The organism is Acetivibrio saccincola (assembly GCF_002844395.1).
GTDB classification, from domain to species: domain Bacteria; phylum Bacillota; class Clostridia; order Acetivibrionales; family Acetivibrionaceae; genus Herbivorax; species Herbivorax saccincola.
In genome coordinates, this window is the sequence record NZ_CP025197.1 from 1,539,852 (window position 1) to 1,553,584 (window position 13,733).

A 13,733-nucleotide genomic window follows, 5' to 3' on the forward strand; every position below is an offset into this window, starting at 1 on the left:
TTGAAAAATTCATATGGAGGTTTGAAAAAATGAAAAAGATTGCTTTTATACTAGTACTAATAACAGTTGTAAGCACAATACTTACAGTAAATATTTTTGCTGCAAAAATACCTCTTCGTGTGGTGGTAAACGGCAGTAGGATAAACTTTCCTGATGCCCAGCCCTTTATTGATGAAAATGGCCGTACACAAGTACCTGTAAGATTTGTAAGTGAGGCATTAGGAGCAGATGTAGGATGGGACGGCAAAACAAAGACGGTCACTATAGAACAGGGAAGAAATAAAATAACTTTGGTGGTAGGGAAATCAGAGTATACAGTTAACGGCAAGACAATGGAAATGGACACAACTGTGCTTTTATTGGAAGACAGGACATTTGTACCTGTAAGGTTTGTAAGTGAGGGACTAGGTGCAAATGTTGAGTGGAATGCTTCAATAAGGACGGTGTATATAACAACGGGAGGGGCTGTACCAACTCCAAGTCCTGAAGAGGGGGAAATAAGGTATTATGACGGCATTGCCTTTAATCCTGCAACAGATGTTGATGAATTTGGAAGGATGACGATAGAGAAGTCCCAGGAGTTTTTATTGAAGATGGCAGACCAGTTAGCTTTTGTGAAAGAAAATGGTAAGTATTATATTATAGGTGAGTATCCAGAAATACCGGAGGAATTTGAGTGGTCATTAGGGATTGGTATAAACCTTAAAAGCGGGGGTACACGAACTTTTGCTCCAGGAACCAGGGTACCAGGGTTTGATATACCTCGAGAAGGAACTTTCAAAAAGGATACAACAGGACTAATAGAAATAAATGATGTTAGGGGAATTGGTATAGTTATTGCAGTTCGTAATAAAGAAATAAAAGAGTATTTAGGGGTATTAGAAATTGCTTATTTGATGGAAGGTACATTAGGTGATGGGACAACGAGAAGAGCAAACTTTATTCCAGAGACGGCAAAAAATCAAAGAATACCTTATACCGATACTTTTAACTTTGAGAAGATGTTTCAATGGTAAAAGAAGGTAGGTGAAACAATAGTGAAAAATATAGGGGTTTTCACAATAATATTCATAGTTTTCATTGTTGCTAATGTGTTTTTAATTAATGAATATGTAAAAGCACAAGAAATTAATATTGAAGTTTTAATTGATGGTTTGGATGATGTACCAAATGTAGGTCGTATAGGTGAGTCTATTAAATTTGAAAAACACATTGAAATGTGGCATCACAGTGGAGGATATTGGAGTTATGAAGGTATAAAAATTTATGATAGTGAGTTAGAAAATAATTTAACTGATGAAGATGCTTTAGCAAAAGCAATTAAAGGCGAATTTACATTTGAATGCGATCTGGATTCTGAACTGTATGAAAGGCTAATTAAAATCGAAGATTTAAAGGTAGTTTGTTCAACTACTTTAAAAAATCCAATAACGGATGAGTATAAGACCATATATGACATCTTTTATGAAAAACCTTCTATAGAGCTCAAAAATGGCAAAATATATTTTAAAGGCAAACCAAAACTTAATTTTTTTAAAGGGAACCGGATTAATTTTGAATATATAATAGGAGACATACTTGATGTACAAATTCCATTTGTTGACCCTGACTATGGTATGAACCTTTATGCCATTTGGAGTAGAAAATCCGGTGGAAATAAATCAGTTGGTTTAGGCGGTGCATGGGGTTATTTTAATAAAGACGACCCATTTGCCACTCCTAATGTACCTACAATAGATGAAATAAAACATTTAGTAAACATACCTAATATAGAAAATTACAGCCACATTCTTGACATACCCAATATAGATAAAACCTTGAAATACCAATACAGGAACTTGGAGCAATTGCCCCTTCACAAATAAAAGACTCCTCAGGACACCTTGTGGATGGATTTAAACTTGTATGCGGAGGAAAGGTATATGTTTCCGATGAATGCTCCGTTGGTTCAGGAACATTTAAAAATGGCGGGGCTGTGGGCTTTCGTTTTGACTATCCAATTGTACTGACCTTTTACGCACCGGGAAATGACCTGTCTGCAAATTTTGAAGAAATACCTTCAGGTGCTGTAAAAGACAGCGAAGTTTTAGTAAGTGTCGTAGTTAATTAACAGGGTGAAGTAAAAATACCGGCAGGAGGAGAAGCACTGTTTTATGCAATTTTTAAAATGCCGGAAAGTGATGTAAGAATACAGTTTAAAATAAATGAAAACGGACAAAAACCTTTGGAAAAATATCTTAATAATAATATTTTGGACTCCGAGTCTTTTGCAATACACTTGGTGAAAAAATATGAAACAGAAAGGACATTTGATTTACCATATAATGCACTGTCAAGAAAAATACGCTTTCCTTTAGCTGAAGGCGAAGACATCACCGCCCGTTTAACTAAACCACGGGGTGAATGGAAAAAAGGAAGCCTTGCTACAGGAAGTTTAAACATAGAGCAAAAAGATTCTCAAATATTAAAAGGCATTAAACTATTCAAATCATACAGCCCAAAAACAATTGGTGTTAGTGAAAACAGCGATACGATAGAATTAAACCCTAATGTAACGGCAACTGTTGAAAGGCCTGTTTTTGGAGATGACCCTTTAAATAAAAAGTGGCTTAATTTACCTGATCCTAGAAAACCAAAAGTTTTAGACGGGGAATTTACATACGGTGGAGAGGTAAGAAGGACATATGTTTACAAAAGAGATACCGGTCTGTATGACGAAGATGAAATAGAAGTTGAAGGAGTGGCAAAGGCACCGTTTAATCCAGGAAGTGATAGAATATTTATAAATGCTTACATATATAACGGCAAAAAGGATTTAAAACCACCAAGTTTTGAAAATAAAATAGAGAACAACGGAAACATGTACTTGCAAAAGAGCCTATTATGGCAGAGTGAACCTTACCCTTTTGATGTGATAAGATGGATGTGCCACATAGATGAAAACGGAAGAGAACATAATTGGACTGCTGTTGACGGACAATACAAAAGAACTTTCCTCCAGCAAAACAGTGCCAATATAAAAGTTGAAAGGATAAGAACGATGGCAGATGAATACTACCAGGGAAGGAATGCGGCAGCAAAGGGGATAAACAGAAAAGACCTGTATGACAAAGCCGTTTTTGCAACGGACAAGGAACTTCAAAGATTTGACTATCCTATAAAATCAGGCTATTATTTTAATCCTGCAGGTGAATATAAAATCACCCTTGAGACTGTGACATATAAGCCTGTAGCTGGGAAAACAAAAGACCATGAGAATTTAGTCAACGCCCTTATTAATTCCTTCAGGTACGAAACGGATTTAATATACATAACCGATAGAAGGGAAGCAGTTAATATAAACAACAATCCTGTAAGAAGCATAGGAGGAAAACTTCAAAAAGAGCCGGGGGCAGTATCGGTAATGAATAACCAAAGCGTCAACGGTATAAATCTTTTAACTATAGATACATCTTATAAAAGTGATTTTGAAGAAGTAAAATACAGCTCTGTAAGCGGTGGATTTACAGATGAGCGTTGGAAGCAGGTTATGGAAGGCTACAGTGAATCAGGTACTTTAGACAGCAGGGATAATTTTAAATACAGGGAATATGTAAAAGAAGGCCAGAGCATGTACAAAATAACCGAAACTACGGAAATCACAATTAAAGTAAACAAAGACAATATAAATTTTTATACCCATGCACACATGCCTGACGGAGAGTACTACATAAGGGTATGGATGGCGGATATAAACCTTGCAAGTAATAATTTTACAAGCATAAATAATGCATACAATTTGCTGGGTACCTTAAAAGGAATAGTGCCTTTAGATGAGATTATAATTACGGTAAAAGGCTCTATGTATGATGATACAAACTAATTAAAGATAAATAATTAAATATTTTACCAAAAAGAATAACCGTTGTATTTTTATTGGACCAGAAAATAGACTCGAATCAGCTAAAAGACAGATTGGTAAAAATGATAAAAATATTAAAGGACCTGTCGGAAGAGGAATTTGGTTTATTTAAAGGTTGGTTTAAATGGATATTAAAGCCGAGGATATCAGAAGAATTGCGTTTTAAGATAGATGACATACTGGAAAAATCGAGACCAACGGAGGTGGAAAATATGGTTTACAATCTTGCCAATACAATTGACGAAATGACTCAAAAAGCTATGGTGTAGATTTTCATTTTAATTTAGGTAAATCTACCCTTATTTTATCACATTAAAATAGGTGAAAAAAATTTTTAACCCTACCGCAATTTGAAAAAATATTTTCACTTTACAGTAGGATTATTTTTTATAATATATTGCGGAGGGTGATGTAAAAATGCAATATATCTTCAATGTTCATGAAGGAATTCATGAATATATTAAACTTGGGAGAAATTATCCTTTTCCACCGCCACCAACTAAAAGATGTCACAATCCAAAATGCAATAAATTAGTTAGTTTCCGCAAACATGGCTTCTATGAAAGATATTATTACTCAAAAGAATATAAAGGGAAAATAGTAATCAGACGCTATATATGTCCTCTATGTGGATGCACCATATCATATATTCCTAACTTTTGTTTACCCGGATTTATTAATGCAGTAAATCATATTTTTGAATACATATATAATTTATTTTATCGTAAAGGTAGTATTAATTCAGTTATAAAACAACTAAATCTAAAAAACAACGTACAGTTTTCAAGGCAAATTCTATACTATTACAGAAAAAAATTCATTAAAAATCTCAATACAATACAAAATGGATTAAGACAAATAATACACAAAGTGAAATTACCGGATGAAACTCTTTAGAAGAAAAGCTTCTTTTACGTGTAAAACGCAAAGTTAACCATGACGGTACATTTTTTTACAAGGCTAGAATCTGCCGGTTTACATGAAAATATATTTACCCAGGCTGCAATTGAAGCTATTTATTCTGCATCAAAAGGCGTACCCCGCCTTGTTAACAGTCTTGCAACCTCAAGCCTTATGTATGCTTGTTCAATAAAGCAAAAGCATGTAGATGAAGAAATCGTATACCAAGGACAAAAAGACTTTGATATCTAAAATACTTTTATCTTTAACCGGCAGCCTTAGTACAACGGTTATAAACCGTTTAAGTAATAAATGTTGTAAACTTATTGAATTTATACTTAAAAGTTTTCTATTATCAATATTTTGATTAAAATTTTAAGAGCAGTTAATCTGCTCATTTTTATTATACAAATTTGAAAGTGTTATGCAATACTTATTTTTCCAAATTTTATTTTGAATCCTACTGGAATTTGAAAATTTGATTATCGCGTTCCTATTTTAATTTGAAAATATTCACTAATTTGTGGTAAAATTGACCTAAAATAATTTGAAAATATTATCTAATTTAATTTGAAAATTTACATCATATATTGTCATTTAATTCAATTAACCCTGGAAAGAACCAATTAAATTTTACCACTGACAATATGAATATGCGGCTTTCATTATGTCAAAGACAGCGGAACGTTTTCCTGAAGTTGGCATTGACGGAGGAATAGATTGTGCCGGAGGTTTTGTAGATGGATGTACATATTCGTGTAATTTATATGGATTTGAAAGGATAACTCTTGCAACAGAGAATATTGCTCAGACAATAAAACAGATATTAGAGAAACTCGAGATTAAACCGATGAGGCGGGCAGGAAGATACGGTTGGAATCTTAAAGAATGTTCAACTATTCGTTATATAATTTAATTGATGACAATAAGTGGAAAACTAAGTATATTGATGCAAAAGCTAAGATTATTAAAGAGATTTCTGGCGGAAAACAAGAGTATACTCCGGAGGAATATGAACAATTTGTGAAAAAAATTTCAGAAATTGAGTTGTTTGATAGTGTAGACTTCACTTATTATTGTACTTGCTGCGCGTTATAATTAAAAATGAGCTTTGTGCTTTGACTTGCATAAAAGAAGAAGGAAGAATATGGCTGGAGTTTAGAGTGGTTTCAGAAATTAGGGAGGAGTTTGAAAAAGAGCTCCGATCTTGCGGTATATCAATATTAGATTAATCTTTACAAAAATATATAGTGCATGCAATGCATTTAGCACTTTAAAAGGAATATTTCTAAACACAGCATATTCCCATATACAAAACCTCTTTGTTGATACAAAGGAGCTTTGTATATTATTCAATCTTTATTTTAGCTTTTGATAAAAGCAGATATGATTAGTCTTTTGGTATTCCATACCGTGCCAGGCTGCCGTTTTTATATCTATTATCACTTGTAACTTCTTTGGTTATCCATGAAGGGGGGATGTAGTTGTTTTCTTTGTTTCATTTTATCTTTCCTCCATTGTTTTGTTATTTAAATTGTATCATTTATATGTAATTTTGGGAATCTATTATGTAACTTAGCAATAAAAAATAATTTTTAGAAGATGTACTTAAAAAGATGTATTTTAAAAAATGTATAAAATTTTTATAAACATTTATTGACAAGGAGGTATATTTAGTCATATAACATAAAACATATTGGAATACTTGGTTAACGATAGTGATAATTATAAGAAGAACTATTGAGATTATAAAGGCTAGTAAAGCTCGTGTGCCGGACTATCAAAGCTTTTGAAGAAAGAACTAATAAGAAAATAAAGGTATTCCAATAAAACAAAGAAAGGATGATGAAAATTGGGAATGTATTCAAACACAGTATAAGTACAAAGGTGGTTCATGGTTCTAAATACTACGACCCACAAACGGGAGCTGTAAGCTTCCCTATATATCAAAGTGCTACTTTCAGGCATCCGGGTTTATATCAGACTACCGGTTATGATTACTCACGCTTGCAAAATCCTACAAGAGAAGAACTTGAAAATACAATTGCAAATATTGAAAACGGTAAATTCGGGTTTGCTTTTTCCAGTGGAATGGCGGCAATATCAACTATACTTTCCCTTTTCTCACCGGGAGATCACATTATTGTTTCTGATGACTTCTATGGAGGTACATACAGGCTGTTTGAGGAAATATACAAAAAATACGGTATGGAATTTTCCTATGTTGATACCAGCAAGATTCAAGATATAGAAAAGGCAGTGAAAAATAACAGTAAAGGGTTTTTTATTGAAACCCCTTCAAACCCCATGATGAAAGTGACTGATTTAAAGAAAGTATCGGAATTTGCAAAAGACAGGGGAATGCTTTTAATTGTAGATAATACTTTTTTTCAAAGTGGCTTTGTACCAATAAAAATGTAACAAAGGTTTACTATGTAGGTTTGCCTGACCATGAAGGATACAGAATCTCAAAATCCCAGGAATCTGGTTTTGGAGCCATGATTTCCTTTAACGTAAAAGAGGTGGAAATTGTTGAGAGGGTTTTGAGAAAGGTACGGCTGGTATTGTTTGCTGAGAGTCTTGGTGGAGTGGAAAGCCTGATTACATATCCTGTTGTCCAGACCCATTCTGCCATACCGGAGGAATTACGGCAAAAAATAGGGGTTACTGACACCCTTTTGAGACTTTCTGTTGGAATTGAAGCGGCTGAAGATATAATTGCTGACCTTGAACAGGCATTGGAGTAGAGAGATGAACTTAGCTAAATAAGGTCTTAAATAATTTTTTTAACCATAAACATACAAAACATATAGGAATAATACGAAAAGTACAGTGTATATTGCCAATAGTAAAAAAATGAGTAAGCATATATAAAAATAATATATGAAAATAATATGTGAAATGAGGTGCCAATGTGGATTTTTATAGAGATATAAGATATCACCACAAGGATTTTAAAATTTGTAACTAGGGAAAGAATTGAAAAGTGGAAAGAAATGGACATTCTTCCTGTAGGAGCTTATCACGAAGTATTTGAGGCACTGCATAGAACCAGTACGGGAACGGACGGGGATTGGGAGAATGATATGTAATATATTTACGTTACTAATTTTAAAAAAATTTAGTTTTCTTATAAAGAATAATGTAGTAAAATAGTTATATTAGCAAAAATCAGACCAAACAATTCACCAAGGGGTATTTGAAAAATATTTTTATATATTTAAAAATGTATTAGGGGAAAATATATTTAATCGGGGTTAGAAAAGTAACCTTGCAAGATTGGGGGGCATTATGTCAATAAATATTCAAATTGTTGAAAGAAAAATAGAAGTTGGGGAGTATATTGATTTAAGAAAAGCAGTGGGATGGAAGATTCTAGATATTGAATACATTGAAAAGGGTTTAAGTAATTCATTGTTTTGTGTTTGTGCACAAATGGAAAATGAAGTTATCGGAATGGCGAGGGTAATTGGTGATGGTAGCATTTGTTTTTATATACAGGATGTAATTGTAAAACCCCAATATCAAAGCTTGGGAGTTGGCAAGATGTTAATGGAAAGTGTAATGTCATATATTTCAAAAAATGCTGCTGAAGGTGCAGGAATTGGACTAATGTCTACAAAAGGGAAAGAAGGGTTTTATGAGAAATTTGGATTTTGGCGAAGGCCCAACGATAATTATGGACACGGAATGGTGCAATATTGGGAAAAAGAGAAGTAGTTTGTGGAATAGTTAAAATATAAGGATGAATAGTTAAAATATAAGGATGGTGATTTTAAATGAATATTGAAGTTATAAAGACAGATAATGCTCCTGAGGCAATAGGGCCGTATTCACAGGCAATTGCTGTGGGTTCATTTATTTACACATCAGGGCAAATTCCCATCCACCCAAAAACGGGGGAAGTGGTGGGAAATGAAATTCAGCAGCAGGCTGAGCAGGTGCTGGAGAATCTAAAAAATGTTCTTGAGGCAGCCGGCAGCGGTATGGACAAGGTGGTAAAGACCACTGTATTTATAAAGGATATGAACAGCTTCTCAAAAGTAAATGAAGTGTATGCCAAGTATTTCAAAGAGCCTTATCCGGCAAGGTCATGTGTGGAAGTGTCAAAACTTCCTAAAGATGTACTGGTGGAAATTGAAGCTGTTGCGGTAAGATAGCTTAAGTAAGATTGAGAAGAGATGAGTATTAGAACAAGGAGGATTATATGAGAAATATATTTGACGAGGTTGTAGACAGGAAAAACACCAACAGTATGAAGTGGGACTTTTGTAAAGAAGTATTTGGAAAGGCGGATATTCTTCCTATGTGGGTGGCTGATATGGATTTTCAGTCCCCGTCTGTTATAGTTGAGGCACTTGTGCAAAGAGCCCGCCACGGGGTATTTGGATATACCAAGGCGTCGGAGAACCTTTCGGCATCTTTGTCCGGGTGGATGAAAAAAAGACATAACTGGCAGATAGAAAAAGACTGGATTGTATATAGTCCAGGTATTGTTACTTCGATAAAAACTGCAATACTTGCATATACTAATCCAGGGGATAAGATTTTGATACAAACACCTGTGTATCACCCTTTTTATTCTAGTATTAAGAATAATGAAAGGGAGCTTATTACAAATCCTCTTAAAAACAATAACGGATATTATGAAATTGATTTTGAAGATCTTGAAAAAAAACTTGCTGAAAACAATGTGAAGGCAATGATTTTTTGCACCCCCCACAACCCCATTGGAAGGGTGTGGAGAGCTAATGAGCTTGAAGAGGTGTTAAGGCTTTGTAAAAAATATGATGTTTTTATTATTTCAGACGAAATACATTCAGATTTAGTGTTTAAAGGGTATAAGCATATTCCCACCGGTTTGCGGGACGGGGATTTTAAAAACTATATTTCGTTGGTGTCACCTACAAAAACATTTAATATAGCGGGACTTTCCATATCTGCTGCAATAATACCTGATGAAGGTCTCAGGGGAAAGTTTGTTTATGCTTTAAAAAAAACCGGTGCAGATATGCTGAATATTTTTGGCTTGACGGCGGCAGAAGCTGCTTATACATATTGCGAAGATTGGCTGGATGAATTACTTTTATATCTTGAGGGCAATTTAAATATGCTGGAGAAATTTTTTAAGGACAATATTCCTCAAATAAGAGTAATAAGACCGGAGGCAACATACCTGGCATGGCTTGACTGCAATGAACTGCCAGTTCTGCCGGAGAAGCTTAATGACTTTTTTGTTAATGAAGCGGGTGTAGGGTTAAATGATGGTTTAATATTTGGTATAGAAGGTTCTGGATTTCAGAGATTAAATTTTGCTTGCCCTAAAGCAGTTTTATCAGAGGGTTTGGAGAAAATAAAGAAAGCAGTAGAAAAACTCGTCAATTGAAAGAACTGTTAAGATTGGTTAATCTTTAATAAAAGCAAGAATTGCATGAAAATACAGAACTCTTAGGAAAAGTAAGAAAAGTTGGATAAACTATAAACAAGATAAAAATATTATAAAGCACAGGAGGATGTATAGTGTTAAATATCAGCTATATAGAGGGAGGTCGGGAATTACTTGAAGAAGTAAGACCTCTGTGGATAAAAAAAAGAAAGTATCATAAAGAAAAATCAACATATTTTCCTCATAAGTTTGCACAGATGACATTTGACGGGAGAACGGAGGAAATGCTTGAGAAGTCAGAAATAAGAGTTGTTATAGCAAAAGATAGGGAAAAAGATAAGTATGTTGGATTTTGTATATCCACTATTGATGAAAAAAGACTTGGGATGATTGAGTCTATTTTTATTGAAGAGGAATACAGAAGAAACAGAATAGCTGAAAACCTCATGAATTTATCATTAAAATGGATGGATGAAAAAGGAGTAAAAAATAAAAGGCTTAATGTGGCAATAGGAAATGAAGAGGTTTTGAATTTTTATAAAAGGTTTAATTTTAAGCCGTTTCTAATTATTTTAGAACAAAAAAATGATGACAACCCTGCAAATGATAACTCTGCAAATGACAACCCTGAAAATAATTTATAATGTCGTATAATTACTTATAACAATTTACTACTATTTATAAATATTTATGGTGCAAATATTTATAGTATAAATTTTGCAGTATAAATCCGCAATAAATATAAAAAATATTAGTATGGATTTATTAAATAAATTTGCTAAAGCGAATAAAAAATATTTTAAATATATAGTAATAGGGATGGTTACAGGTATTGCTAACGGACTTTTTGGTTCAGGAGGCGGCACATTGGCAGTACCTGCCATGGTATATTTGCTGGGAAGTGATGAGCATAAAGCTCATGCGACTGCTATTTCCATTATTCTGCCCCTTACAATTGTGAGCAGCTTTTTTTATATTAAAAATAATCTGGTGGACTGGACTTTGACCTATAAAGTGGTGACGGGAGGTATTGTAGGAGGATATATAGGAGCTAAACTTCTAAACATATGTCCTGCCGGGATCCTTAGAAAAATTTTTGCAATATTTATTATTGCTGCAGCAATCAGGATGATAATGTAGAGATGATGTAGGAATGATGTAGAGACGATGTAGAGATGATGTAGAAATGATGTAGAAATGATGTAGAAACGATTTAGAAATGATACAGCAATTATATAGAAATGATATAGAAATGGGCAGGAGGAATTTATGAAATTATTCTTAATAGGCATTGTGTCAGGAATAGTGAGTGGAATGGGGATAGGTGGCGGGGCTATACTAATACCAGCCCTTGTTATGTTTGTAAAGCCGCCCCAGCACATAGCCCAGAGTGTCAATTTACTATATTTTATACCTACTGCAATAGTTGCACTTATTATACACATAAAGAATAAAAAAATAGATTTTAAAATTGCAGTGCCCATTATTATATTCGGGCTATTTGGGGCATATATAGGTTCGCAGATTGCAGTTAATTTGTCCGAGGATACTTTAAGAAAATGTTTTGGTGTTTTTTTATTTTTGATAGGCATTAACGAAATGATAAGAAAGGATGGGAAAAATAAAATAAAAAAAAATAAAGATAAAATTAAAAAATAATATGGAAACTTATAAATTTATATATTCCCAGCCTTTGTTTGTAATTTTACCTTTTCTATATGAATATGTGAATATATAATTTCCAGCCCCTAATTGCAATTCATAAACCTGGATGCTGTGTTTAGACATAAGGTTAGAAATAATATTTATATAATAATTTACAAGAGTATTTGAAAAATCTCTATTTTTTACAAGCTCAAGTAAATTTGTTCTATCTGTTCTGGATTGATATAACAAAATATTATAGCATCCAACAATGCTTCTGCCAAACAGTCCGTCAAAATTAATCCTGATGTTATTATAACTAAAGGATGAATACATTTCCATTAATTCCATACCGATTACTGTGGATTTTTCCTCCAACATATCTAAAACATATTTACTTGGTACAGCAAGGTTTATATTCTGCCCATCTATAAAACCGGCTGATGCCACACCTATAAGCTCACCATACATATTAAGTAGGGCTCCTCCGGAACTTCCCGGTGACATAGGTGCTGTAGTTTGTATAAAATCACATTTTTGAGATTTTCTAAATCCTGATATTATGCCCTCTGAAAAAGTATTCATTAATCCTAAAGGGCTTCCGATGGCAACAACTTTTTGACCTCTTGCAATGTCTTCACCCCTGCTTATTGCTATAGCGTTGGTTTTAATAGGAAGTTTTATTAAAGCCAAGTCTTTGTCAGGGTTTCTGTTTATTACCGTATGGGTTTCGTATTGGGAATTTTCCTCCATGCCTTCAAAAATCACTCCAAAATAAAAACCTTTTTCTATAACATGATAATTGGTGACAATAAGTCCGTTATTGCTAATTACCACTCCTGAGCCGCTGCCGAGAATTTTCCCGTTTTTATCATAAGTTCTTATCATTACTGTTGAATTTGAAAGCTGAGCCAATTCTTCCAGGGACTTTTTAGTTTTTTCTACTTTTTCCGCTGTATGTATTTTCTCAGCAAAATTTTCTGCTTTTTTAGTTTCTAAAGGAGTATAATTTATTGGAGGGATCACTGTATTAGTATTGCTTTTAATAATGTTGCTTTTTTGCTGTAGTTTAAACCGGGGAAACTCTTCTAGCGGCTGGGTGTACGGGAGTTTATAAACATAAGAGTGCCGGGAGTGTTTGTCAACATCTTCAAATTCATCCTTTGCCATAGTGTTTATATATAAAACATCAGTTCCAAGTTTAGAAAGCAATATGAGAAAATATATTTCGTGCTTTTTTATGTCCCCGTAAAACATTACTTTAGGATTGTGTATTTCTGTAGATTTAGCATTAGCTGTGCAAAAATCACAAAATAAACCAGGCACATATTCATGTATCCAATTTAAAAGCTTCAGTCCAAAATTTTTTAATATGGTAATGCTTTTATTATCAGAATTAGACCAAAAAAGGTTCAGTATATCAGAGAATGCTTTCACCATTGAAGCAGTAAGTGTACTGATTTAACATATGGAAATATTCCTGCATTGTACAAAAGATATGTGTTGTCTTGTTTTTTATTTAGATTTTCAGCCACTTCTTCCCATATATTTCCGGCAGAATTTGAAATTTCATCATGAAATAAAAAAGGTATAGGTTTAATAAACTTTAAATATAAGTTTCCAAGTTCTAAAAGTCTATTATCTAAATTAGTCAGTTCCTTATAATATATATCTTTGTTTTCCTTTATACCTATATATCTGTAAAAGTATATTGGAATTACATGTGTTTTTCTAATGGAAAAACCATTTCTTCTTGATAGCGGAATTAAAATATCTTCTTAAATACAGTCTGAAGTTTGGATAATTGTTTTAACCGGTCTGGATGTTAAAATCATTAACTATACCCCTCTTTTCAAGAAAAACCTATATATAACCATTATCTCATATGCCTTATGTAAAAAC

The 13,733-nt window shown here is 33.4% G+C and carries 16 protein-coding genes and 1 pseudogene; 15 read left to right on the plus strand and 2 right to left on the minus strand.

Translation table 11 applies throughout. The features are described 5' to 3' along the window. Positions 1-29 precede the first annotated feature (29 nt). From HVS_RS06820 to HVS_RS06895, 15 genes and pseudogenes are all read left to right on the plus strand, one after another. Positions 30-1,016: a copper amine oxidase N-terminal domain-containing protein gene (locus HVS_RS06820; RefSeq protein WP_101300523.1), complete on the plus strand. Its 987-nt coding sequence runs from the start codon at positions 30-32 to the stop codon at positions 1,014-1,016. A 21-nt stretch (positions 1,017-1,037) separates the two neighbouring features. Then, on the plus strand, positions 1,038-1,865 hold the full coding sequence (locus HVS_RS06825; protein WP_101300525.1) for a hypothetical protein: 828 nt from the start codon (positions 1,038-1,040) through the stop codon (positions 1,863-1,865). 20 nt (positions 1,866-1,885) lie between these two features. Further along, complete coding sequence (locus HVS_RS06830; protein ID WP_101300527.1) at positions 1,886-2,110, plus strand: hypothetical protein; 225 nt, start codon at positions 1,886-1,888, stop codon at positions 2,108-2,110. 57 nt (positions 2,111-2,167) lie between these two features. Further along, entirely contained in the window at positions 2,168-3,862 is a 1,695-nt protein-coding gene (locus HVS_RS06835) for a hypothetical protein (RefSeq protein ID WP_101300530.1), read from the plus strand. Between the two features lie 53 nt (positions 3,863-3,915). After that, a complete protein-coding gene (locus HVS_RS06840) occupies positions 3,916-4,170 on the plus strand; it encodes a hypothetical protein (RefSeq protein WP_133161645.1) in 255 nt (84 codons plus the stop codon). A 148-nt stretch (positions 4,171-4,318) separates the two neighbouring features. After that, positions 4,319-4,798, plus strand: coding sequence for a hypothetical protein (locus tag HVS_RS06845; protein ID WP_101300535.1), 480 nt, complete (start codon positions 4,319-4,321; stop codon positions 4,796-4,798). Between the two features lie 39 nt (positions 4,799-4,837). Further along, positions 4,838-5,053: an AAA family ATPase gene (locus HVS_RS06850; protein WP_101300538.1), complete on the plus strand. Its 216-nt coding sequence runs from the start codon at positions 4,838-4,840 to the stop codon at positions 5,051-5,053. A gap of 415 nt (positions 5,054-5,468) precedes the next feature. Then, positions 5,469-5,717, plus strand: a complete 249-nt coding sequence (locus HVS_RS06855) for a hypothetical protein (RefSeq protein ID WP_101300540.1) — start codon at positions 5,469-5,471, stop codon at positions 5,715-5,717. A 926-nt stretch (positions 5,718-6,643) separates the two neighbouring features. After that, positions 6,644-7,548 (plus strand): annotated as a pseudogene (locus tag HVS_RS06865) (trans-sulfuration enzyme family protein). A gap of 544 nt (positions 7,549-8,092) precedes the next feature. Next, positions 8,093-8,521, plus strand: a complete 429-nt coding sequence (locus HVS_RS06870; RefSeq protein WP_101300545.1) for a GNAT family N-acetyltransferase — start codon at positions 8,093-8,095, stop codon at positions 8,519-8,521. A 59-nt stretch (positions 8,522-8,580) separates the two neighbouring features. After that, the gene (locus HVS_RS06875; RefSeq protein ID WP_101300547.1) at positions 8,581-8,961 is read left to right on the plus strand and encodes a RidA family protein; all 381 of its coding nucleotides are present in this window, start codon (positions 8,581-8,583) and stop codon (positions 8,959-8,961) included. A 47-nt stretch (positions 8,962-9,008) separates the two neighbouring features. Further along, entirely contained in the window at positions 9,009-10,187 is a 1,179-nt protein-coding gene (locus tag HVS_RS06880; protein ID WP_101300549.1) for a MalY/PatB family protein, read from the plus strand. Between the two features lie 134 nt (positions 10,188-10,321). Next, a complete protein-coding gene (locus tag HVS_RS06885; protein WP_101300551.1) occupies positions 10,322-10,831 on the plus strand; it encodes a GNAT family N-acetyltransferase in 510 nt (169 codons plus the stop codon). 112 nt (positions 10,832-10,943) lie between these two features. Continuing rightward, positions 10,944-11,327 carry a sulfite exporter TauE/SafE family protein gene (locus HVS_RS06890; RefSeq protein WP_101304116.1) on the plus strand — a complete coding sequence of 128 codons (384 nt, stop codon included), beginning with the start codon at positions 10,944-10,946 and terminating at the stop codon, positions 11,325-11,327. A 129-nt stretch (positions 11,328-11,456) separates the two neighbouring features. Further along, positions 11,457-11,846, plus strand: a complete 390-nt coding sequence (locus HVS_RS06895; RefSeq protein WP_101300555.1) for a sulfite exporter TauE/SafE family protein — start codon at positions 11,457-11,459, stop codon at positions 11,844-11,846. Between the two features lie 9 nt (positions 11,847-11,855). On the opposite strand, the gene HVS_RS17545 is transcribed toward HVS_RS06895, so the two are convergent. Further along, positions 11,856-13,271: a S1C family serine protease gene (locus HVS_RS17545; protein WP_101300558.1), complete on the minus strand. Its 1,416-nt coding sequence runs from the start codon at positions 13,269-13,271 to the stop codon at positions 11,856-11,858. Then, entirely contained in the window at positions 13,265-13,603 is a 339-nt protein-coding gene (locus HVS_RS17755; RefSeq protein ID WP_108593940.1) for a YceG family protein, read from the minus strand. The genes HVS_RS17545 and HVS_RS17755 overlap by 7 nt, the downstream gene beginning before the upstream one ends. Positions 13,604-13,733: the final 130 nt, after the last annotated feature.